This window comes from Chitinophaga filiformis, from assembly GCF_900102545.1.
Taxonomy (GTDB): Bacteria; Bacteroidota; Bacteroidia; order Chitinophagales; family Chitinophagaceae; genus Chitinophaga; species Chitinophaga filiformis.
The window spans coordinates 438,183-462,779 of record NZ_FNBN01000002.1; the positions used below are offsets into that span (position 1 = coordinate 438,183).

Here is a 24,597-nt window from a genome sequence, read left to right on the forward strand (position 1 = left end):
GTACCTGCGGGCGGAAAGGTACCTCCTTACCTGCCCCGCCCGCAGGCACTGGTATAATTTACTACCAGCCGGGGTTTTGTGGCAATAATTTCTGATTCAGCGTCAACTCCTGTGTAGGGATGGGATACAAATACATTTTATCTTTCCATACACGGGATGTGATGCTTGTATACAACCTGATATAATTATTGGCATCCACCTGTACGCCACTCACCTGGCTGGCAGGGTATTGCGCCCTTACAGCAGGCGTCAGTTTCATCCCCAGGATAGTTTCAGGATTCTGAATCAGCTCACCTGCCTTCCAGCGCATGATATCATCAAAACGGAAACCATCTGCCGCCAGTTCGATCCTTCTTTCCCTCCGGATCTCATCTATCAGCACAGGCAGCGCGGGGAAATCAGATTCCGGGTCTTTTACCAGGGTCGCAATATCCATATGCGCCATGCCTACCCTGTCACGTATTTTGTTGACAGTATTATCTAAAACAGTTTGCGTGCATTGCCCCAGCTCTGCTTTCGCTTCTGCTTCATTCAGCAATATTTCTGCATACCTGAAAATGAACAGGTCCAATGTAGACTGTCCGGCATTCCATTGTGCAGGGTCGGGCGACAGCGCTTTGATGATCATATAACCTGTTGGTGCGGTTGCCGTGCCTATCTGCGGCAGCGTAAATATATTCTTGGTGCCATCGGCATTATTCAGCAATACAAATCCTCTTGTAGCAATCAGCTGCCTGAAACGGGGATCCCTGTTGGTAGCCTCTGCTTCCAACGAATCGTCACCCTTATACAAAGGGCTTAATGCAGTAGGCAAACCATCTTTACAAAGGAATGAGCGGACAAAATTCTTGCTGAATCCCGTGGAGCTTTCCCCCAGTTCTCTTGTAAGATTTTGGGTTAACACATTCTGGATGTATATGGCCGGCAGGATAGCCTCCTTGTTATTACTGAGATCTTCCTGGATGAACAGATTATAGTAGTCTTTAGTGGGGTTACCTGTTGAATAGATATCATAGTTACCAGAGTTCATGACCGCTTCCGATGCAGTTACTGCTGCGTTCAGATAAACTGTTTCATCGCCGGTTCCATGATATTTCCTGAAAGTACCTTCCCATAAACAAATGCGCGACATCAGGGAATAGGCAGCATATTTATGCAATCGCCCTGCGTCTGCCGTATTCAGGTCAGGAAGGTTTGCCACCGCAAAATTCAGGTCGGCCAGCACGGAATCCATCACCTGTTTACGCGGCATCCTGGATCCATACAACAAAGCGGTGGAGGTATCAGTCAGATCGGTGTTCAACCAGGGCACATCACCAAAGGTCTTCACTTTCTGCCAGTAAAACAGCGCTCTGAAAAAGCGGATCTCGGCAACATATTTATTCTTCGTAGCATCATCAGCATTAGCCCGCTGATAACGCTGCAGGAAATAGTTACAGGCCCTTATCTGCCACCAATCCCATCCACCACCACTCACAGGCACTACATATGAGCCATACAGAAAATCATCTGCATCAAGCGGTACCTGGTTGTCCGAATTCTTTTCCGACCAGCAAGAATTCTGAACAGGCAGGTTCTGATAAAACTGGTTACAGTACAGCTTTAGGTCATTGGCGTTCTTGAAGAAAGTCGGTTCGCTCAATGCATCTTTGGGATAAAGATCCAGCTGTTTGTTACAGGCCGCCAGCAACAGCGCCGTAACGACGATAATATAGTTAATGAAGCGTTTGTTTTTCATAATAAAACATTTAGTCTTAGAGATCCCTGTATTATAAACCTACCTGTACACCAAATGAAACCGCGCGACTCAGTGGATAAGTACCGAACCCGATTATTTCCGGATCGTAAGCTTTAAACAGGCTTGTAATTTCAAATAAGTTCTGCCCGGTTACATACACTCTCAGGTTCCTTATTTTGGTTGCCCTGATAGCATCCTCAGGGATCGTATACCCAATAGAGAGATTCTTTAAGCGGCAATAAGCAGCACTCTGCAGGTATTTGGTCTGCGTCTGAAAGTTACTGCCACCACCAAACCTTAAACGCGGGAAGTAGGCGTTGGTATTCTCAGGCGTCCAGTGGTCTTTCATGTACTCGAATGGGACACTCCACTCAGAATAGAATCCGAAGAATGCATTATCATTCGGCATGATGTCACGCTTTGCTACCCCTTGTACAAAGATGGTCAGGTCAAAGTGTTTATACTGTGCCGACAGTGTTACACCATATTGATAACGGGGTGTACGGTTGCCGATCACTTTCTGATCGCCGGGATTGGACACGGTATTATCGCCGTAACTTATTTTACCGTCCTTATTCAGATCTTTATATTTTATGTCGCCCGCCAGCTGTGTAACAGTACTCAACTGTGACTGATCAGCGGCTTTCCCCTCCGCATCTGTTTTAAAATATCCGTCTGTTTCAAAACCCCATATCTCGCCGAATTTCTGTCCCACGTATAAATTGTTGAACAATTTATTGGGGTTGAGATCATATTTCGTGATAGTGGAAGTATAATCAGACAAGCCGACTCTTACGGAGTATTTCAACTCTTTGCCGATCTTATCCCTCCAGGTCAGACTTAACTCCCAGCCTTTCGTACGGAGATTAGCAGCGTTCTTTAAAGGTGGCGTAACGCCCAATACTGCCGGTAATGGCTGACCACCTACCAACATATCCTTTGTATCCCTGATATACCAATCGAAAGTACCGTTGAGTTTTTCGTTGAGCAGTGAATAATCCACACCTATATCTTTAGTGGTCACTTTTTCCCAGGTAAATCCCTGGCTCACCAGTCCCGGCGTACCTACATAAATGCTCTGTTGTGAGCCAAAGATATAGTTGGATTTACCGGTAGGCGACAAGGCGATGTAGGGATATACACTGGCATCTGTCGGACTTGCAGGATTAAACAGCTGGTTGGGAAGCTGTCCGTAAGAAGCGCGTATTTTCAGGTCATTGATCACTGATTTCAGCGGCATAAAGAAGCCTTCTTCAGAGATGCGCCAGCCTGCAGAAACAGAAGGCGACCATACAAATCTTTTACCCCGTGGGAAAGAAGAAGTACCATCATAACGACCGTCTACTTCCAGCAGGTATTTATTTTTGAAGATATAGTTCATCCTGTACAGCAGCCCATTCAATGCCCATTCAAATTCATCGCTGCCCACACCCGGTTTTGGATCATCATTTAAGCCAACAGAAGGGGTACCCGGATCTATGAGGTTCTGTGCTCTGATATTCACGGTTTTGATATGCCTCTTTTCCTGGTTGTAACCAACGATCAGTTTAAAATAATGCGACTTGTTGAACGTATTCTCATAGTTGGCAAACAGGTTCAGTGCATTGTAGTTATTATTATAGCTGATCTCTGTTGTGGCGTCAGGATATGTCCATGGATAATAGTTTAGGAAGGCATGATTCACACCATATTCCGGGAACTGCTTTTGCACTTTCTGCTCAAAACCCGAGTAACTGTTATATGTATAGTCAGCGTTCAGCGTTACATTCTTCACGGGTGTAAGCACAGCCCCACCGGTGAGCCAGAGATCATTAGCGGTCAGCTTATCACGGCCGTTCTGCATCATTACAGCCACAGGATTCGTCCAGCTGCCCTGTCCCGCATAATCCTTACCACCAGGATTAAAAACAGGCATATTAGGCCTGGAATCGCCCTGGATATAGCTATTGGAATTACCATTAGTGGGCGCATTAGGAGCATCGTTTGAAACATGGTTCAGCGTTGTTTTCATGCTCAGGGTTAACCATGGAGTAGCTTCGGTGGTCACTCTCAGACTTGGATTGATACGTTGATAATCTTCATTACCCTGTTTCAATAATCCTTTCTGATCAAAGTAGCCTATTGACCCGATGAATGAGCTCTTCTCTGAACCGCCGGAAACGGAAAGATTATGCTGCTGTTGTCCTGTCCAGTCGGGATATAATACATTTACCCAGTCTGTATTGCCCACATAACGGTATTTGGAAGGATTACCGGGATCAGGATATCCTGACTGATTATTTGCAGGATCTGCAAAATACTTTGCCGCCATGATAGAGTCCGTTTCAGTGAAAGGGAAAGAAGCGGTGGAACCACCTGAGATCTGTCCGTTCCTGTCTGCCTCCCTATGCATAGCGATATAGTCAACTGAGTTGAGATATTTCGGCAAACGGGTGGGTCGGGTGAGCGTATAAGCACCTGAATAGTTCAGATTCAGCGCACTGTTCTTCTTCCCGCTTTTTGTTGTGATCAATATGACACCATAAGCGCCCCGGCTACCGTAAATGGCTGCAGAAGCAGCATCTTTCAGCACCGTAACGCTTTCTACATCTCCGGGGTTGATCAGGTTTGGATCCATCTGCACACCATCTACCATTACCAGGGGACCGCCCAGGTTCTCGTTGCCGGAATTGATGGAAGTAATACCCCTGATATTGAAATTGGCACCGGTACCGGGCTTACCATTATTCAGGTTGATGTTCAGGTTGGGAACCAGCCCCTGAAGGCCCTGGGCGAGGTTGACCAGCGGACGGCTTTCCAGTTCTTTGGCGCCCACGGTAGCAATAGCCCCGGTGAGGTTTTCCTTCTTTTGGGAGCCATATCCGACTACTACCACATCACTCAGTGCCTGCAGGTCTGATTCCAATCGCACGCTCAGCCTGGAACGGCCCTCTGCAGGAATCTCGCGAGACCGGTAACCGACAAAATTGATAATAAGCACTGCATCCCTGCTGACAGATCTGATGTTAAATACACCTTCGTTATTGGTAACGGCCCCCTGTTTAGTACCTTTCACCATTACAGTAGCCCCTGGCAATGGATTGCCGGCTGTATCCGTCACTAACCCTGTAAGATTGGCAATAACGGTATCTGGCGGAGCTGCCAATGAAGGCGGGGATTGTTGCGGAGGAAGTTTGCGACTGATGATAATTGTTTTATCCTCTATGGAATAATCAAAAGGCTGGTCTTTCAGCACCTCCTGCAGCACCTTTTCAACAGGTGCATTTTTCATATCAATAGATACCGGTTTGGAATCTTTTAAAATGCGTACATCGTAGAAAACACCGTATCCGGCCTGTTGCTCAATTGTCTTAAAGATTTTTATGAGCGACACATTCCTGGCCGAAATGGTGATCTTTTGTGAAATCCCTTCCGCACTTACACACATGAAACTTACCAGTAGCAAGAATGTGGCTATTTTCATGATTCTGAAAAGTTTAGTTAATAGTCCCGGCACGCCAACACTATTTTGGCATAGAGCTGTTAAATTCATAACTTGGAATTGGGTGATAAAATTGGTTTACAGAACAGTTTTTGCCCTTTGCCGGGCCCGATGGCGATCGGGTTCCGGCTTTTATAAGCGGACATTGATTTTGGTCAGTTGTTTCTTGTCGATAGTTACGTTTTTAAGTTGTTAAACAATATGGCTGCAGTGACACATGACAGTCTGATTCAGCCCTCCTTGCCTGTTCCATGATGAGCGGGTATAACGGCAACGATGAATACGTTTAACGGATTGTTCAACCAGGTAATACTGTGATTGTTTTTCCTTCAACGTGGAAACGCACATGATACTTCTCAAGAATTTTAAGCATCTGCGCTAAATTGAGGTCCCTTTGTATCCTTCCTTCAAACACGGCATCGGTAATGTCCCCTTTATAATTTACTTCTACATCATACCAGCGTGCAACCTGGCGCATTACTTCCGGCAGGTTGGCCAGGTGGAACTGAAACCAGCCTTCTTTCCAGGCAATGACCTGCGCAGTGTCTACATCCTTAAACACCTGAAATGTCCCATTTGTGCTTAAACTGGCCTGCTGACCCGGTTTTAATATGACACCTGGCTGCTGATTCACATTCACCTTTACTTTACCCTCCAGCAGGGTTGTATTGATGGCTGCTTCATCTTTATAAGCATTAATATTAAAATGTGTTCCCAGTACTTCTACCTCTGTTGAGCCGTTCACATCGACCATGAATGTTTTTGCAGCGTTGCCGGCCACTTCGAAGTAAACTTCTCCGCTTATTGTCACCCGCCTTTCATTTTGTGTAAAGGCAATGGGATACCTGATAGAAGATGCAGCATTCAGCCAGACTTTGGTACCATCTGGTAATACGATCTTAAACTGTCCTCCCCTGGGTGTTGTCAATGTATTATACGCGATGCCTGATTCTGCGCCCTGTGCTTTATACTGCAACAGCCCGTTATGCTGTCTGATGGTGGTTGCTCCCTGCCGGATCAGCTGATTACCGACACTATCCAATGGGACGGTTGAACCATCACTCAGGGTTAGAAGCGCCTTATTACTACCAGGAGCCACATCATTTTTAGCAGCTATACTATCTGTATTGCCGGTCTGTTGCGGCTGTGCCTGACGGAAAAAGAGCAGGTATGCTCCGACACAACACATCACCACAAAGACCGCTGCGGCCCACCAGGCGCCTCCACGCGCCAGCCATCTCACAAGGGGTTTCTGGTCCGGGACCATAGGGGGAATCACCTCTTCTGTCAGCAATGGCCGCAGCCTGTCCAGTGCTTTTTCTTTAATATGATCGTCAGAAAGACCATGGTACATGGGGTTCTCCCATACACTTTGGATCATTTCATTCCAAATTTCTCTGTTCCCGGGCTCTTCCAACGCCGACCATAACAGCTGAAACTCCTGCTGTGAGAGGTCTTCCGTCAGATATTTCTCAATCAGTTCTCTTAATTCTTCCTGTGTCATGCAATGAATATATTTACCCTTCTACTGTTAAAGACAGCCGAAGAATACAAAAGGAAGTGCCGGAAGGAAAAAATTATTTTAAACGGGAAAGAATCAATAAAAACAGTCCCAGGGCATGCTCCTGCAGATATTTTCTTAAAAAGGCGATGGCCCTTACGATATAGTCCTTGACAGTTGCCCTGCTTACCCCCATCTGATGGCTGATCTCTTCATGACTCAGGCCGTTTTCCCGGCTTAAGCGGAATGCTTTCTGTTGTTGCGGGGGAAGTTGCCGCATTCCTTCTTCCAGGATAGATTGTAACTGCCGGAACTCTGTCCCTGTTTCCGTATCGGGCTCTGATAGGGAAAAATGATGTTGCAAATAGTTTGTATAAGCCGCCTCCAACTTCAGACGGCTCAGCTTATTATAGACCAGGTTGCGGGCGGTAATAAATAAGAAGCCGTCGAGGTTATCAATAATATCTGTCTTATGACGGTTTTGCCACATACGGAGAAATACCTCCTGGGCAATATCCTCGGCTATCTGGTTTGACTTTGTCAGTACTAAAGCGGTTGAATATACCTTGTCCCAATAGTTATTAAAAAGCTGATTAAATGCGTCCTCCTCTCCGGCTGCCATCCGGAGGAGCAATGTACGGTCGGTATAGCGGGAAGTAGTCAAATCTGAACGCAGCCTTTATCTGCCCAAACATAGCAAAATAAATTTAAGACGGCTATTTTTCCTTTCCCCTTCTACAAAATACGACGAGGCTTCATAAGAAAGCCTCGTCGTATAGACATAAAAGTATAATAAATTAAAAATTTAGTATCACACTACTGAAATCATTGGTTCACTGTTCTATATCATATTTCCTTAATTTCTTCTGATCATTGTACTTCATCTTTGTCCCCGCCTTTTTTTATTTCAGTACATCCAATATCGGATGTGTGATACCCGATACTTTGTTCATTTCCGGTTTGATCAATTCCATCACGGCAATGTTGTTCGTGCCTTTACGGAGCCATTCAGCCGGAACGTAAATTGTTTGCTGAGGACCTACCTCCCAGTATCTGCCGAGGTGATGACCGTTGATCCATACAGCGCCTTTACCCCAATTGCTCATATCCAGGTAAGTATCTCCCGGCGTATTTAATACAAATGTGCCCTCTTTTAATGCCGGTACGTTTGTGCCAATACTCTTTTGTGACTTCACGGCCGGCAGCTTGTTAAATGGCAGTTTATACATCTTCCAGTTCCTTACTTCTTTACCTGCCAATAATACCTGCTCTGTTATACCTTTCTTATTTGTCAGCAGATAAGGACCGAAGTTGATACGGCCCAGGTTTTCTACCAGCAGGTCCAGTTTCACCTTTCCTGCAGGCAGCTGCAATTGTAGGCTATCCAGCCCTGATCTTCTGTCCAGCACTCCCACTCTCTTGCCATTTACCATAACAATACAGTAGTCCCTCAGCTCTTTCAGCTTTAACCAGGCCTTTTGATTACCGGTCACAGTTGTACTATATAGTACCCATCCATATGCTTGTCCGAGATCTTCAAAAGTGAGTGGTTTCACACTGCTGACAGGCGCCGGCAAGAAATTAAACAGTGGTGTTGAGCGTGTAAATTGAATATCCGGTATCTCTATCACAGGTCTTGCTGCAGGTATTTCCGGCAGTACTGTTCCGGCAGGTAAATGCTTAGCGATTACATTACGGAACTGCCTGAACTTTTCTGTAGCATTACCTGCTTCATCAAGTGGTGCATCATAGTCATAACTGCTGATCTGTGGTTCATATGGCGCATGATCATTTGCATTGGCGCCATTCATGAAGTCCCTGGTGGTTCCTCCATGGAACATATACATATTGATGGAAATGCCTGCAGACAGCACGCTATCCAGTTTCCCCAGGTACTTCTCATAAGGAACAGTATGATGTTTTGTTCCCCACCAGTCGAACCAGGCAGGATACCATTCGGCTATATAATAAGGGCCTTTGCCGTTATGATTTTCATTGATCAGCTTCTTTACTTTCGCAGGATCGTCTACGCCGTTGATTGCCGGTAAAAGACCTGGCAGGTGACCATCTTTAATAGCTGGTTCAGGATCACAGGTATAAAGCAGGCAGTCAAATCCCGCTTCTATGAACATTTTGCGGTTAATGTCGAGATAGTCTTTATCGTTCGAATAAGAACCGTATTCATTTTCTATCTGCACCATCAGTATATTACCGCCATGGTTCACCAGTAATGGCGACAGTTGTTTACCTACGGCCTTAATATAGTTCCTGTACGCTTCCAGGTATTGCGGTTCTTTGCTGCGCACAGTCAATCCCTTTATCTGCTGTAACCAGTACGGATAGCCGCCAAATTCCCATTCTGCACATACGTAGGGACTGGGTCTTAAAACTACCCATAATCCTTCTTCCTGCGCTGTTTTCACAAAGGCAGCAATATCATTGTTACCTGAAAAATCATAATGTCCTTTTTCAGGTTCATGCACATTCCAGAATACATAGGTGCCGATGGTATTCAGGCCCATGGCTTTCGCCATTTTCATCCTTTCCCGCCAGCATTCGCGTGGCACCCGGGGATAATGCATTTCGCCCGAGATCATCAGGAGGGGTTTACCATCCAGCAGGAATGCGGTATCTCCCAGTTCGAACGTATGTTTCCCTGTTTGCTGCGCACCTGCATTCATGCTGAACAGTGCAATCAGCAAAGCAATTAAGCCAGTCCTTTTCATCCTTGGTCTTTTATTAATTAATACTTTCTGTCACTGTAACAACAGCCCTGGCGGGTATGGTGAGACTATTGTTTACAGCAAGAGGGTGCAGGTTATCTGTTTCGGAAGTCACATAGGAACGCAGCCTCCGGAACTGTCCCTTCTTACGGTCCAGTGAAATATGTTTATTCTCGTTCGCATTGTTTACGATCACTACACTGATGGTGCGATCCGTATTTTTATAGGCGGAGACCAGCAATGTACTGTCTCCCTGTATTTCAGCCCTGATCCTTTTTGCTCCGGGTCTTACAAAGCGGCTATAGTTGCCGAGTGCCCACAGCATTTTACTGTCGCGGAACTCACCATCCTGTTTGTTTTTATCTATATAAATCAATCCATCCTTATAATCATAAGGAGATATCGCCAGCCAGTATTGCCATGCTGTGGCATTAGCAATAGTCAGATCATTATGGATAACACGGGCCAGGTACAATGCCGCTTCCATTCCATAGTCCCTTTTTTCGCCATTGATCTCTCCGGCATTGTCACCGAGTATACAGTATTCTGATTGCCAGAATCCCAGTCCGTTTATTTGCTTAACATGTTTCGCTACTTCCTCTCTTACCTGCACCGCGATGTTATTGGGTGAGGTGGTAAAATAACTATGACCTAAAATATTGTGATAAACATTCGGCAGGTTCCCCAGGTATTGCGGAGAGCTGATGTCAAAGAAAGCATTGATCTGTTTACCTTTCGCGGGCTTATCTCTACCATCAAACAGGTAGTTCAGCTGACCGGCTTCCCCGATCACTATTTTTGTAGACAGTTTGCGTGCTGTCAATGTTTTGCTCAGACTTCTCGTCAAGGCACTGATCTGATCATTGTTGTAAGGGCATCCCTCCTGCTTGTTATCACTCCAGTCCCATTGTGGTTCATTCACGGGACTGATGAAGTCAAAACGGGTACCGGTAGCTTTATGGATGCCTTCAAGTGCATCTGCTATATAAGCAGCAAAAGCATCGTATTTATCAGGACCTATGTTTGAATTACCTTTATCAGCAAATGCTCTGCCGTTGAGGGTCAGACTAACAGGAGGACTATTCAGGAATGCCAGGAATTGTTTCACCTTTCTCTCTTTCGCTGCCTGCAGGAACCAAAGCTGTCCTGATTGTGTCTGCCAGCTGTTAGCCCTGTGCCATTCGTCTTTGATGCCACTGCTTTCTCCCTGTTCAGCACTGCCCGCACCTATATTATAGCGCCACAGGGATAGTCCGATGCCTTTAGGTTGCCCCGTAGCAGTCGTGTCTGTGCTAAACAGCCAGTCTGCCATTCTGTTCTTCTTTTCTGCCGGCCAGTTTCCTACAAATTGCGTAGACCAGGCATCTGAAGCGCCGAAATTGTCAATCGTCTGATAAGTCACTTCCGGATCGATGCTTATATGCACCGCGGCGGTCTGTCCCGCCGCGGTATGCATACATGTATAAAGCAATAATGCAGATACAATGATCACTTTCATACTAATATCCACTTGTTTGTTCCAGCTTATTATTTGAAGCCTGGATCTCTGTTCTTGGAATAGGCAGCCAGTAGTTCTTTTCTGCGAAGGAACGGTTGCTCAATGCTACCATCTTTGTATATACTGGTTTTTTATTGCTATCCAACGTCACGGTCATACCATAAGCAGGAACGTTTTCTGTCTCCATGGCAATCTTCCAGCGACGTACATCATAAAAGCGGTGCTCTTCGAAAGCCAGTTCCACCTGTCTTTCCCTTCTGATCGCTTCCCTCATCTGGTCTTTGGACAGACCTGCGGCCAGTACCGGCTGTTTAACGCTTGCACGCTGTCTTACCTGGTTCACCGCATCATATACGGATGCATCTGGGCCTACTGCTTCGTTCTGCGCTTCTGCATAGCTCAGCAGGACTTCCGCATAGCGGAGATAGATCCATGGCTGTAAGCCGGCTACGTTCCATGGGTTATCTATAGGATTGTTGTCATCCATGAATTTACGCAGGTAATAACCAGTTTTCGAAGTATTCCAGTTAGAAGGACCGTCTTTACTGTCTTTACCACCCGGAGTATACGTTTTAACAGTATCTCCTCTGTAAATAGCGCCATTATAAAGTACGGTCGCATAAAAACGGGCATCACGGTTTGCATAAGGATTAGTTGCGTCGTATCCGGAAGAGGCATCAGTGATCGGTTTACCACTCTTCATTTCGTACGCATCCACCAGGTTCTGCAACGGTATGTTTCCACCCCAGCCATTATAACCATTTGGTCCGTTTGCGATTTCCAGGCATACGTGGCGGGCACCTATTGCATATTGTCTGGCGAAAATAATCTCGTTATTGCTGGTGTTCAGGAACAATTTCGAATAATCCGGTGCAATTGAGTACTGGTTCATGTCCATCACCGCTTTTGCAGCTGCTGCAGCATCTGCCCAGCTACCTACATTATACAGTGGGCTGGCCGCGTATAATAACAGGCGTGCTTTCAATGCCAGCGCTGCACCTTTGGTGGCGCGGCCCGCCTGCCAGCTGTTGTCGTTCACAACAGGCAGATACTGTGCAGCAGAATCCAGTTCAGCCACCGCATAAGCGATACAGTCTTTCAAAGAAGACTTGGTATAGAGGGAGGCATCGGTCATGTCATCACCGAGATTGTATACTTTGTCGCCCATTAAAATAACGCCGCCATAGTTCCTGATAAGGTCCTGGTAACGGAAAGCTCTGATAAAATGCAGTTCACCTCTCAGTTTAGCTCTTAGCTGATCGCTCATTCCCACCTGCATAATATTGTTCAGGCCATAGTTACATTCGCGGATACTGCGGTAACTCCGACCCCAGATAGTACCGGCAATACCGGTATTTTCCGGCGCCAGCATACCTCTTTGTATCAGCCAGGTATTATCATCGTTGTTATATATGGCTTCATCTGTGAGTGCACTCCACATTGCATATTCAAAACCTCTGCCGAAGCCCGGAGGCGTTCCTTCAGCTTCCTTATCCTGTAGTCTTACGCCCATGTAACGGTTAATAACATAGCTCTCAAACAAAGAGGAGTCAGCCAATACTGCCACATCAGCAATCTTATCAGAAGGTACAATATCCAGGTAATTCTTTTTACAGGAGGTGAATATTCCTCCGGCAAGAAGCATCGCGTATAATATTTTCTTACTAGTTTTCATTGATGGAATTTTTACGGAATTAAAACTTAACATTCGCACCCACATTCACAATACGTTGCTGCGGATAGAACTGTCCGCTGCCGCTAAAGCCTTCCGGATCATAGTCTTTCACTTTGGTGAAAGTGAACAGGTTGAAGGCGCTGGCGTATATTCTCAGGCCGGAGATATTCATACGGGATAAAATACCTGCGTTCACGTTATAGCCAAGTTCTACGTTCTTCAGACGGAGGAAAGAAGCATTGTTCAACCAGAAGGAGTTCTTATACAGACCACCGTTGATAGAAGAAGAAGCTCTTTCGTCTACTTTAGGATAAGATCCGTTAGGATTTGACGGACTCCAGCGGTTATCGGCCCAGCTGCTATAGTAGTTACCGATAGTACCTGCTTCAGGTAATACATACTGGCTTACACGCGCCTGCCCTGCAAATACCACGGAGACATCAAAGCCTTTGTAATCAGCGCCCAATACAGCACCGTAAGTGATCTGAGGAATATTGCTGTATGGCATTCTTGTCTGGTCGTCTGCAGTGATCTGACCATCCTTATTGTAATCTTCATAAATCAGGTCACCAAGCTGCGCACCTTTCACGTGTGGAAATTTATCCAGATCTGCCTGCGTTCTGAAAATACCAATTGCATTGTACAGCAGCTCTGTATTCATTGGCCTGCCGGTTTTCCGCTGGTAATCCAATGTTCCTGCCGCTTCATCGATGAAGATCACTTTGTTTTTTGCGTAAGTAAAGTTCGTGCTGATATGATAACCGATACCGGTGGCAGTGCGGTTGTCATATCCCAAGGTTGCTTCAATACCATTGCTGTTCACCTTTCCGATATTCTCAGACGGCACGAGCGGATCAGCACCGTATGGATTTACGATACCTGATATCTGTGGAATAGAGGCATTCCTTGGCGTGAGGATGTCACTACGTTTCTGCTGGAAATAGATGAATTCCAGTGACAGGTGTTTCAGGAACTGTGCATTGAAACCTATGTCCAGCTTTTTCGCTACTTCCCAGGTAATGTTTGGGTTACCGAGCTTGGTAAGATCGATACCTGAGTGCACAACGGAACCGAGCACATACTGGTTATTCAGGGAATAGTTATCGAAGTACTGGAACAGTCCCACATTATCATTACCCAATGTACCATAGGAACCACGCAGCTTCAGGTCGTTGATAAAGCCTACTGAAGACTTAAACCATTCTTCCTGTGATACGCGCCAACCGGCAGATACTGAAGGGAAGAAACCATAGCGCTGGCCAGCCGGGAAAGTAGAAGAACCGTCAATACGGGCCTGCGCCTCGAGGAGATATTTTTCCGCGTAGTTATAGGCCAGTCTGCCGAAATAACTCTTCCTCGTAAAGGTGTAGCTCTTACCGGAGTTATCTTTATCTGTTGAAGCAGCGCCACCCTGAGATAATTCAGGTGTCAGCGTTGTCGGGAAATTCATCCTGTAGGCGCCAAGACTATCCAGGGATGTTTTACTCTGCTCATATGCTACGAAGGCACTTACATCGTGCTTACCAAACCTGCGTGCATAGTTCAGCTTGATGTTGGAGGTGATCAGCGCTTTGTTCAGTTGTCCTTCAGACAGCGTAGCCATTTGGTTAGAACCACCGATGACTGTTTTCTTATAAGTGTTGGTTGCTTCTACAAAGTCATACACTGCGTATGGCTTAGCAAATGATTTGCCGAAGCTCCATGATTTGTCGATAGACATGAATCCATCCAGGGAAAGACCATCTACACCCGGAATGGCATAGCTGCCTTTCAGGATACCATTGAACACCTGTGTAGGGTTCCTGTTGGTACCGCCTATATCGGTTACCTGCAGTATCGGGTTATTGTTCTCGATACCGGAAGTTGGTAAGCCATTAGGATAACGTGCTGCCACTGTAGGATAAGCGCGGTAAATAGAACGGAAGATATCTCCCGCACCGGTTACCGGATACATACGGTCTTCTTCACGGCCTGACAGATAGAGGCTTACTTTCAATCTTTTGGTAACATCCGCATCGATATTTGACCTGAAGTTGTACTGATTGTAATCTGTTACACCATGTTTATAGATACCGTCCTGTTTGATCATACCCAGGGACACATAATATCTTACATTCTCACCACCACCATTTACCGACAGGCTATGCTGGCTCTGCAGCGCAGTATTTTTCAGCGTTTCTTTCTGCCAGTCAGTGTTTGGATAATGCAGGGGATCAGAACCATCTCTGAACTTCTGGATCTGATCAGCGCTGTACACCTGGTTCATACCATTTGCCGGCAGCGCATAATACTGAATCTCATTCCTGATAGTGGCATAAGTTGCCGCATCAGCCATTTTTGGCAGGCGGGTTGGAGAAGAAAATCCCTGGTTAAAGCTATAAGAGATTACAGGCTTACCTGTTTTACCCCTTTTGGTGGTTACCAGGATCACACCATTTGCTGCACGGCTACCATATACCGCTGCAGATGCGTCTTTCAGTACACTGATACTTTCTATATCATTGGGATCCAGCCTTTCCAGACCACCGATCTGTCCGGGCACCCCGTCTACCACGATGAGGACATCATTACTACCGGTAGTTGCCAATCCACGGATGCTCACAGTGGAACCATCGTAACCTGGCTCACCAGACCTGTTGTTGGCAATTACACCAGAGAAGCGGCCAGCCAGCGCGTTGGATACGTTTGGCTGAGGGCTTTTTACGATATCGGCCCCTTTTACCACAGAAATAGAACCGGTAAGGGTCGCTTTTTTCTGGGTACCATAACCTACTACCACCACTTCATTTACATTCTGGCTCACGGATGTGAGCGTTACATTTACCGGGGCAGTACTTTTAACCGCAACTGCCTGGCTTACGTATGAAACGTGATTAAAGATTAAGGTATCCCCTACATTGGCCATCAGGGTAAATTTACCCTGGTCATTCGTCAGCGTTCCCTGGTTGGTTCCTTTTATACGGACACTCACACCGGGAATCGCCCCAGTCGCTTCAGACACTTTCCCTGTAATATTTTGCTTTTGCGCCCGTAATTCAGGGGCTAGGGACAGGGAGAGGAGAAGGACCATCAGCAACTGTCGTAGTGACACTAATTTCACTACCGTCGATAAACATTTTTTCATAACGTACATTCCTTTAAAGTTGATTGATAGTTGGTTGCACTATGATTACGTGGTAATTATGTGACTAAATTAGGTGGATAAAAAGGACCCGCAGAGGGGGTAAATCGCTTAAAAAAGGGGGTAATTTCATATTTCAGACTGCAGAATTGTCTGATTTTACCACGTTCAGGTCCTGGTTAAAAGAATGCCTGTACTTTTTGACGTAAGCCGAAGGATTCATCCCAAACAGTTTATGAAACTGCTCCCTGAAATATTTAATATCAGCGATTCCCACCTGGAAGGCAGCCTGGTTGACGGTATAATTCTCCTTTAACATTAAAACTGCTGCCTTCCTAAGCCGGATAGAACGGATAAAGGCATTGATCGTCTGTCCCGAGATTGATTTTACTTTCTTATAAAGGCTGGAATGGCTCATGCCTATTGCCTGTGTGAAGGTCTTAATGGAAAAATCTTCGTTCCCCAGATTATCTTCTACTATTTCTATACATCTTTTCAGAAAGTCCTGGTATTCAGCCGGTACTTTCACATAACTGGTTCTGAGTGTAATATTTTCCTGGAAATATTGTTGTAACAGGTTACGGTTCCTGATAATCGTCTGGACCTTTACCAACAGCAGGGCGCTGTCAAACGGTTTGGTAATATAATCATCCGCGCCACCTTCTATCCCTTCCATTTTCGCCTCTGAAGAAGAGGCGGATGTGAGCAGAATAACCGGGATATGGCTGATAATATCCGTCTCCTTGATCTTCCTGCACAATTCAATCCCGTTCATTCCCTCCATATGGATATCACTGATCACCAGGTCCGGCATATACTTCTCTACCGCGGTAAAACCCTCCGTACCGTTTTCCGCTTCGTAAACAATGTACTTGTCCTCGAAAAGCCGGCGCAGGTACTCCCTGATCTCAGCATTGTCGTCTATCAGGAGGACAGTCCTCTTTTCCGTGATCATTTCTTCGGGAGATGCAGGCTTTTCCGGTTTCCGGTATAGATCATCTATCAGTTCGTCCAGGATGGCCGACTTCTTCACCGGTTCCTCCTTGAGTAACAGGGCGTCAAAATGCTCCGTTCCTGTCTTCAGGTGGACACAGAAGGTGGTCCCTTCGTTAACTTTACTGGTATAGGTGACGTTCCCCTTATGATTTTCAATGAATTTCTTCACCAGGTAAAGTCCGATCCCAAATCCAGAACTATGACTATCCCCATGCTGGAATTTGTCAAATATCTTGTCGCCCATCGTCTCCGGAATACCTGCTCCTGAATCCTTCAACACGATATCAACTCCACCTGCTGTTCTCTGGATATGGAAAGAGATTTCTCCCCCATCAGGAGTAAACTTAAAGGCATTAGAAAGCAAATTGAAGAGGGCTATTTCTATCTGTTCATAGTTGGCGCATATTTCAAGAGAGCCATTACTATCTGCCAGGAACCGGTACCTGATATTGCGGGTCTCGGCTTGCTGGGTAAAACAGAGGAATACCTCCTCACACAGTAAGGTAATATCAAACTTAGTGACCTTTAATTCCTCATTATCAGCTTTCCGGAATAATAATAACTGGTCCACCAGGCTTAGTAAGCGTCTCGCGTTCCTGTATACCACCCCCAGCTTTTCATTGTCTTTCAGCTCCTTCAGCGGATTAATGATCAGGGTGAGCGGGGTCCGGAATTCATGGGAGATATTCGTAAAGAAGGACAGTTTCTTCTCATTGATCTCCTTCTCCTTTTCACTCTCCAGGTGCGCCAGCCGGATCTCGTATCGCAGCCTTTCCTGGCGGGACTTATATTGTATATAAAGGGAGATGACGCCGAGGATAAGCGCTATATAGATACCATAAGCCCAGGGAGTGCGATACCAGGGAGGCAGCACGATGATCCTTAATAGTTGTTTCTCGTCCCCCCATTTCCCATCCGCGTTTGTCACTTTGATCATGAAGTTGTAATTCCCCTCGGGGAGGTGGGTATAATTGGCCGTACGGGATTCTCTCGCATCATTCCAGCCCTTATCCCAGTTTTCCAGCTGGTAGCTGTACCCGATCTTATCAGGCGAGGTATATTCCAGCGCCACAAAGTCCAGTGAAACCGCTGCCTTATCGTAAGGGACGGTTATTTCTTCTATATTCTCCAGGGATCTTTTCGAAATGTATTCCGTATTCTGCCCGACAGGGACATTATTCAGGCGGATATCCGTCAGGAAAGCGGGCGAAAAGTTACTCCGCTCATAAATACTGTCAGGATGGAAAATATTAAAGCCTTTAATGCCTCCGAAAAGGAATTCCCCCGATCTCAGCCTTAAAGCGGCATTATAGGAAAACTGGTTGCTCTGCAGCCCATCCGTATGTGAGAAGTTCCGGCAGGTATACTGTACCGGGTCAAACTTTGCCAGTCCGTTGAAGGTACTTAACCAAAGATTTCCCTTGTCGTCTTCCAGCAAGCGGAGTACCGTATTACCGGGCAGTCCTTCAGCTTCCGAGAAACGCCTGAACTTACCGGTTACCGTGTTGAAGAGTAATAATCCTCCTCCCTCTGTTCCAATCCACAGGTTTCCCCGCCGGTCTTCATGGATGGCCCTGACGGTATAACCAATGGGATAGGTATGGTGCTGCTTATGATCGCGGTCAATCTTTATCAGTGAGGAATAGTTCCCGGCCCACATGTTACCCTTACGATCTTCCGCCAGGCTCTGGATATTCACCAGCGCCCTGTCAAACAGTTCGAAAGTATCTGTCTGGCGGTTAAAGATGTATAATGTACCATTGTTCGTCGTGCTGGCCCATAACCGCTTCTGCGCGTCTTCATAGACGACCCAAACATTATTCTCCGCAGCTTTGGTAAAAGGATTAAAACAAGCATAGTGATCAAATGCGTCCCGGCTTCTGTTATATTTATTGATGCCACCAAACCAGGTAGCTATCCACAGATCACCGTGGGAGTCCTGCAGCATACCGGTAATAAAATTGCTGCTGACAGCCAGTTTGTTTCCCGGGTCGTAGTTGTAGTTCTTAACAGTATTGTTCTCCCGGTTCCAGTATTTTAGTCCGCCGCCATCTGTGCCTATCCATATATTTTTACCATCCCCTTCGCAGAAGGAAAGAATGAAATTGTCTACTGTGCTTCCCTTGAAGGCATGCTGCTCAAATAAATTACGACGGTTATCAATAATATTAACGCCTCCCCGCAGGGTACCGATCCACTTACGGCCTTCTCTGTCCTCACAGATCGAATAGACGGCATTACTGCTAAGTGCATAATCACTGTGTCTTGCCGCTCCATCCTTTACTACGAATATTCCATGGCCATCAGAGGCCGCCCACAGTATTCCCTGTTTATCTGAACAGAGACTCACGATCTTACTCTTCTCTTCCAGGTAATTGTTCGAGTAGGTACCGTTATATCTGAAAAGTCCTTTATCTGTCCCAATCCAGAGAGCGCCATCTTTATCCACCTTCACGCAGTTGGCCTGGGTTAACTCCCTGTTGATAACAGTAACGATAGATTTACTGCAATCATATTTACATAATCCGATGCCCTGGACGAAAATATAAGCTGCGGTTTTATCCGCATTAAAGTCAATGGCTGTTACTTCATAGTTCAGGTTATTATCTACCGGAATCTGTCGCCCTGCAGCTGTATGCCTGGTAAACAATAAGAGTCCCCTGCTCTCCGAACCCACCAGCACCATACCGTCATTTCCTGCCTTGATGACGTGAATATTTCCTTCCACGGGTTTACCGGTTGCAGCATTCCTGGCCACGGAAAAATGTTCATTTACCGGGTCAAATATGCTGATCCCTTTTCGCCCTCCTATCCACAGGCGATGATCGGTATCACCGTCAATCGTATAAATACCATTATCAATAAGAGATGTACTGTCGCCTATCCTGTTCCTGTAGATCCTGAATTTATAGCCATCATACCGGTTCAATCCGTCGTATGTTCCGAACCACATGAAGCCTTTATAATCCTGGTAAACATTTACGACTGCATTGTTGGAAAGCCCATTTTCTATACTTAAATACCGCAAAGGTTGCTCAGCAGCAAAGAGACCATTTATGGAAATGGTCATCCATATCAACATTGTCCACCGCATTCTGTAAGCGCTAATTTGCGGTCAAAATAACATTTTTTTCATAATCCCATTCAACAATATCATATTTCACACATAAGGGTCATTCATCAGTATATTCAAACAGAAAGCCTCCGGATCAGTGATCCCGGAGGCCTTTCTGTCAGCAGAATATCATTTATGCCTTCACCAACGGCGGCACAGTCAGCACAGGTTCGCTGTCGCCCACCACCGGACCATCTACCGCCAACTCACTGCCCTTCCGTTTGGATTTAAACACCGGCCAGAGGAACTGCGCGTACCACTCTTCCTCCTTGTAATGTTTAATGCCATATCCGCTGGGATATTGCCGGGTAATAATCCCTGTCCCAAATATGATATCCCAGATAAAGAACATATTTCCAAAATTCCCTTTATAATGCCCTACACCATCATCATTACTGTCTGCATGATGGGCATGGTGAGTAGCCGGGGTTGAGATCAGTCTTTCCATCACCCAACCAATAGGCTGCAGCCACCGGATGGTATAGAAGGGTTTATCCCATTTAATACTGGAATGCGCTGCCGTTGTGATCAAGGCCTTGATACCTGTCACAAACAATACCGGGTATCCCAGTCCGAGGTACACCAGGGTGGTGGTCAGATAGATCTGTGAAAAGAAAATGGTGTAGATGATATTCTGCCGGCTGGCCATCGCCATTCCCATATAAGGCGCAGAATGATGCGTACGGTGAAAACGCCATAACCAGGGCAACTGGTGATGCAGGCGGTGATACCAGTATTGTGTCAGATCATCGCCTACAGCGATGATAGCAAATCCCCACCAGAACGGTACCCAGGCAAATATATTTTTTGCATCGGGCAACAGCGTAGGCAGAAACAATACACCCACGTAGGCAATAAGCGGCCGCACTACGATCTTAGGTACAACGAAACATACAATGTCCAGTATCCGTTCATTTTTCGTCCACCTGTTCTCATACAAGCCAAAGGAGAATTCAACGATACCAACGATTAGCATGATCACCGGCAGTCCCCATCCGTTTAGATTTCTAAAGACAAGTTCTATATAATGTAACATCAGATTAAGTTTTGTGTACCAGCAACGCCGGTACAGGTAATAAAATGTTATCTTGACGCTTTTACAATTGTCTGCGTATGCTGCTTCCACGGTCTTTCACCGCTGATGCTGAACGACAATAGCATCAGCAATACAGGCAATGCATACAACACGATGCTTATCAGTGCATCTCTGACAATTCTTTGCTGTGTGATCTTATCCGTTTTCATGATGATTATATTTTCATGTTAAGAGCCAATGCTGGATCAGCCACAAAGCGCCAGCGATAATAATCAGCGGTATTAAAAAAATGATAATACCTACAATTATCTTTCTGATCAGTAACAAAATATCCTGTACTATCATACGGGTATCATTTAGGAGCGGCGGTGAGTAATTTTCTTGAGTTGATCAACCTTGCATTAAACACGTCCTCCCAGTCGATATACGGATAGATATTATACTTCTTTGCATCCTGCTCGAAGAGCTTCTTCAACTCCGCCAGTTTCTCCGGATATTTATCCGCCAGGTTCACCCGCTCATTGAAGTCATCGTTCAGGTTATACAGCTCCCATTCGTCTTTGTCAAAATCTTTTTTGATGGCTTTACCCGCATCTGAAAAACCATTCAGGTCTTCATAGTTGGGATGATGTGCAGCCCCGGCTTTCCATCCGTCTTTATAAATAGCCCTGGAGCCAAAAATATAATAGTACTGTTCCGTATGCCGTGAAGGCGCGTTGGCATTGGTAAAGGAATATACCAGGGAGGTACCATGCAGGCTATCCTGTTGAATGCCCCTGATCTGTTGCGGGAAAGGAATATGCAGGAATTCCAGCGTAGTAGGCAGAAGGTCTGTTACATGTCCGTACTGTGTGCGTATTTCGCCTTTGGCTTTGATCTCTTTCGGATAGAACACGATCAGTGGGTTACGGGTCCCTCCTTCTGAATTAGCATCCTGTTTCCAGTATTTGAATGGCGTGTTGGCTGCCTGTGCCCATCCTAAAGGATAATTGGCATCAGATTCCGGCGTACCTATCTGGGCGATATGCGCCTCGTTGAATAAGCGGACAGAATCGCGTGACAGAGTCTTATTTCTTCTGGGAGAATGACCATTGGTCACCACGCCTTCCAGGGTGCCTTCTTTACTCGCTCCATTATCACCAACTACGACGAAGATCAGCGTATTATCCAGCTGATTGATAGATCTCAGGTAATTAATCACGCGACTTACCTGGTAATCAGTATAAGTCAGGTAACCGGCATAAACTTCCATAAAGCGTGCGTACAGCTTTTTCTGGTCAGGTTTGAGCTCATTCCAGGCCGTTATATACGGGTTCCTTTCCGGCAACTTTGCATTGGCAGGAATGATGCCCTGCTTCTTCTGATTGGCGAAAACTTTCTCTCTGAATGCGTCCCAGCCATCATCAAACTGTCCCTTATACCGGTCGCTCCATTCTGTGGCCACCTGGTGAGGAGAATGCGTGGCTGCTGGTGCGTAGTACAGGAAGAAAGGCTTATCGGGCGCTGCTGCTTTTTGTCTGGCGATGTAGCTGATTGCCTTATCGGTGATCTGCTCGCTGAGGTGTCTGCCATCGGGTTTGATGTTCACGTTATCTTCCACTAATGCTGGTTTATACTGATCTGTAGCAGAGCCCAGGAAGCCGAAGAAATGTTCAAAGCCTTTACCGGAAGGCCAGCGGTCAAAGGGGCCTGCGTCTGAAGTATCTTCGTCAGGGGTGAGCCCGTATTTACCCACTGCAAAAGTGTTGTACCCGTTCTCTTTCAGGACCTCTGCGATGGTCCCTGAACTGGAAGGTATACGTCCGTCGTATCCGGGGAAGCCGGCAGAAGAAAAGTAATGTGCAAAGCCGCCCATATGCACAGCATGATGGTTCCTTCCGGTCATTAATGCTGCCCTTGTAGGCGCGCAGATAGCAGCCGTATGAAAATTGGTGTAGCGCAGGCCGTTGTTAGCCAGGCTGTCAAATGTGGGGGTGCTGATCACACCTCCGAAAGTACTGGTGGCGCCGAAGCCCACATCATCCAGCAATATCCATATCACATTCGGAGAACCTGCCGGCGGTTTTACCTGTGCCGGCCACCATTCTTTTGATTCAGCCAACGTACGGCCCACTGTGCCCTGATAGGTTTGCTGTGCGCTTACCCCCAGCACTGTCATTAATGTAAATGCAGTTAAAACGAGAAATTTCATGTTGTGTTATTATTTTTTTATGACGATGTGATTACCAGCCCGGGTTATTTGTTAATTCCCCATTGATGTCGATCTCCGCCTGAGGAATAGGAAACAGCGTATCTTTTAATGCCGCCCCTGTCTTTGCCGGCAGCTTTTTCAGCGCATCATAGAGATAACTGCCTCCTCTTCTTGACAGGTCAAACCAGCGCATGCCTTCCTGTATAAACTCCTTTCTTCTTTCCAGGAAAACGGAATCGCGAAAGTCCGCCTGGCTCAATCCTGTAGTTAGCCCTGCAACATTTGCACGGCTTCTCACCTGGTTGATGGCAGCGTAAGCGTCTGCCGTAGGGCCATTATTCAGTTCATTCAATACCTCTGCTTTCAGCAGGAGGATATCCGCATACCTGATCACCGGGAAATTGATACCGCTCTGTGCCTGGTTGTTTAATGGCGTCAGCGAGTAATCTATGAACTTGGCAAAACGGGCGGGGCTGAAGGTGACGTAGTTCCCGGTGGCCGCATTATAAATACGGGTCAGGAATGTAACATCCCTGCGGGTATCTGTTGCAGCAAACAACTGGAACAGCGTGCTGTCAGCAGGAAGATCTCCCGGATATACAGCGGTATTAAAAGAAGAGAAATTGCCACTGCTCAGCGTCTGGGAGCTGTTCTTGGCACCAAGGTTCGTCCCGAACTGTACGGAGAAAATATGCTCCTTTCCGTTCTTCGTTGCCTGCTGGAAAACATCGAGATATTTTTCAAATAAGGCATAGCCGTATCCGCCATTGATGACCTCATTAATTTCGGTCAGGGCCTTACCCCATTCCCTGCGGGTCACATACACTTTTGCCAGCAATGCGTGAGCAGCACCACTGGTAGCACGCCCGATATTTCCGCCCGTATATGTTTTAGGCAATAGTGTGGAAGCAGTAAGATCTGAAATGATCTGCGCATATACACTGTCTTTCGGCGCCCTTTTTACCTTCTGTGCATTTACATCTATAGTGGAAGGATCATGTAAAATAAGTGGCGCATCTCCCCAGAAACGCACGATATTGAAATACACCAGTCCGCGAATAAACTTTGCTTCCCTTACGAGACGTGCCCGTACCGTCGTATCAAAATCGATAGATGGAATATTGTCAATTGCAATGTTTGCACGGCTGATAGCGAAATAATGTTGCTGCCAGTTCTTCTTCACCCTGTCATTGGTGGCAACATAGGTGGCTGTACCTAATGCCCGTACGTCTGTATTGGTATTCGACGGACTAAACACCTGGTCGTCGCTGCCATTCCCCGTTAACAGGTTCAGATTCCTGCCGTACATCGGAAAGTCGCCCGCCGCATCTGTGTTCAGGGCACTATACACTGCAGATACCGCGGCAACGGCATCCGACTGCGTTTTGTAAAATTGTGAAGCGGTGATGAGAGAAGAAGGTGATTCATCCAATTTATTGCAGGAGGCCGCAAGCCCACCGGCAATCAATAGTATCGTATATAATCTTGTCATTGTATTAGTATTAAAAACATGCAGGGTAAT

Annotated in this window: 13 protein-coding genes; all 13 read right to left on the reverse strand. The window is 46.2% G+C overall.

What is annotated here, in order from left to right; translation table 11 throughout:
* Positions 1 to 61: 61 nt before the first annotated feature.
* Complete coding sequence (locus BLR32_RS08280; protein ID WP_089830525.1) at positions 62 to 1,738, reverse strand: RagB/SusD family nutrient uptake outer membrane protein; 1,677 nt, start codon at positions 1,736 to 1,738, stop codon at positions 62 to 64.
* A gap of 31 nt (positions 1,739 to 1,769) precedes the next feature.
* Positions 1,770 to 5,201, reverse strand: a complete 3,432-nt coding sequence (locus BLR32_RS08285) for a TonB-dependent receptor (RefSeq protein ID WP_218124164.1) — start codon at positions 5,199 to 5,201, stop codon at positions 1,770 to 1,772.
* Between the two features lie 316 nt (positions 5,202 to 5,517).
* A complete protein-coding gene (locus BLR32_RS08290) occupies positions 5,518 to 6,723 on the reverse strand; it encodes a FecR family protein (protein WP_089830527.1) in 1,206 nt (401 codons plus the stop codon).
* A 73-nt stretch (positions 6,724 to 6,796) separates the two neighbouring features.
* The gene (locus BLR32_RS08295) at positions 6,797 to 7,384 is read right to left on the reverse strand and encodes an RNA polymerase sigma factor (protein ID WP_089830529.1); all 588 of its coding nucleotides are present in this window, start codon (positions 7,382 to 7,384) and stop codon (positions 6,797 to 6,799) included.
* 238 nt (positions 7,385 to 7,622) lie between these two features.
* Positions 7,623 to 9,446 carry a glycoside hydrolase family 35 protein gene (locus tag BLR32_RS08300; protein WP_089830531.1) on the reverse strand — a complete coding sequence of 608 codons (1,824 nt, stop codon included), beginning with the start codon at positions 9,444 to 9,446 and terminating at the stop codon, positions 7,623 to 7,625.
* 13 nt (positions 9,447 to 9,459) lie between these two features.
* On the reverse strand, positions 9,460 to 10,941 hold the full coding sequence (locus BLR32_RS08305) for a glycoside hydrolase family 30 protein (protein WP_089830533.1): 1,482 nt from the start codon (positions 10,939 to 10,941) through the stop codon (positions 9,460 to 9,462).
* 1 nt (position 10,942) lies between these two features.
* The gene (locus BLR32_RS08310) at positions 10,943 to 12,616 is read right to left on the reverse strand and encodes a RagB/SusD family nutrient uptake outer membrane protein (RefSeq protein WP_089832101.1); all 1,674 of its coding nucleotides are present in this window, start codon (positions 12,614 to 12,616) and stop codon (positions 10,943 to 10,945) included.
* Positions 12,617 to 12,635: 19 nt separating this feature from the next.
* Positions 12,636 to 15,740, reverse strand: coding sequence for a SusC/RagA family TonB-linked outer membrane protein (locus BLR32_RS08315; RefSeq protein ID WP_089830534.1), 3,105 nt, complete (start codon positions 15,738 to 15,740; stop codon positions 12,636 to 12,638).
* Positions 15,741 to 15,873: 133 nt separating this feature from the next.
* Positions 15,874 to 19,803 carry a hybrid sensor histidine kinase/response regulator transcription factor gene (locus tag BLR32_RS08320; RefSeq protein WP_245705383.1) on the reverse strand — a complete coding sequence of 1,310 codons (3,930 nt, stop codon included), beginning with the start codon at positions 19,801 to 19,803 and terminating at the stop codon, positions 15,874 to 15,876.
* 178 nt (positions 19,804 to 19,981) lie between these two features.
* Positions 19,982 to 20,884, reverse strand: coding sequence for a sterol desaturase family protein (locus BLR32_RS08325; protein ID WP_089830538.1), 903 nt, complete (start codon positions 20,882 to 20,884; stop codon positions 19,982 to 19,984).
* A gap of 47 nt (positions 20,885 to 20,931) precedes the next feature.
* Positions 20,932 to 21,093 carry a hypothetical protein gene (locus BLR32_RS33975; RefSeq protein ID WP_176842207.1) on the reverse strand — a complete coding sequence of 54 codons (162 nt, stop codon included), beginning with the start codon at positions 21,091 to 21,093 and terminating at the stop codon, positions 20,932 to 20,934.
* A gap of 143 nt (positions 21,094 to 21,236) precedes the next feature.
* Positions 21,237 to 23,075, reverse strand: a complete 1,839-nt coding sequence (locus BLR32_RS08330) for an arylsulfatase (protein ID WP_089830540.1) — start codon at positions 23,073 to 23,075, stop codon at positions 21,237 to 21,239.
* Positions 23,076 to 23,106: 31 nt separating this feature from the next.
* Positions 23,107 to 24,567 (reverse strand): RagB/SusD family nutrient uptake outer membrane protein, encoded by a 1,461-nt coding sequence (locus BLR32_RS08335; protein ID WP_089830542.1) that lies wholly within the window; start codon positions 24,565 to 24,567, stop codon positions 23,107 to 23,109.
* Positions 24,568 to 24,597: the final 30 nt, after the last annotated feature.

Excerpts from the sequence above, each read along its gene's own strand:
- BLR32_RS08280 (WP_089830525.1), bottom strand. The coding sequence starts at position 1,738 with ATGAAAAACAAACGCTTCATTAACTATATTATCGTCGTTACGGCGCTG.
- BLR32_RS08285 (WP_218124164.1), bottom strand. The coding sequence starts at position 5,201 with ATGAAAATAGCCACATTCTTGCTACTGGTAAGTTTCATGTGTGTAAGT.
- BLR32_RS08290 (WP_089830527.1), bottom strand. The coding sequence starts at position 6,723 with ATGACACAGGAAGAATTAAGAGAACTGATTGAGAAATATCTGACGGAA.
- BLR32_RS08300 (WP_089830531.1), bottom strand. The coding sequence starts at position 9,446 with ATGAAAAGGACTGGCTTAATTGCTTTGCTGATTGCACTGTTCAGCATG.
- BLR32_RS08305 (WP_089830533.1), bottom strand. The coding sequence starts at position 10,941 with ATGAAAGTGATCATTGTATCTGCATTATTGCTTTATACATGTATGCAT.
- BLR32_RS08310 (WP_089832101.1), bottom strand. The coding sequence starts at position 12,616 with ATGAAAACTAGTAAGAAAATATTATACGCGATGCTTCTTGCCGGAGGA.
- BLR32_RS08315 (WP_089830534.1), bottom strand. The coding sequence starts at position 15,740 with ATGAAAAAATGTTTATCGACGGTAGTGAAATTAGTGTCACTACGACAG.
- BLR32_RS08320 (WP_245705383.1), bottom strand. The coding sequence starts at position 19,803 with ATGACCATTTCCATAAATGGTCTCTTTGCTGCTGAGCAACCTTTGCGG.
- BLR32_RS08325 (WP_089830538.1), bottom strand. The coding sequence starts at position 20,884 with ATGTTACATTATATAGAACTTGTCTTTAGAAATCTAAACGGATGGGGA.
- BLR32_RS33975 (WP_176842207.1), bottom strand. The coding sequence starts at position 21,093 with ATGAAAACGGATAAGATCACACAGCAAAGAATTGTCAGAGATGCACTG.
- BLR32_RS08330 (WP_089830540.1), bottom strand. The coding sequence starts at position 23,075 with ATGAAATTTCTCGTTTTAACTGCATTTACATTAATGACAGTGCTGGGG.
- BLR32_RS08335 (WP_089830542.1), bottom strand. The coding sequence starts at position 24,567 with ATGACAAGATTATATACGATACTATTGATTGCCGGTGGGCTTGCGGCC.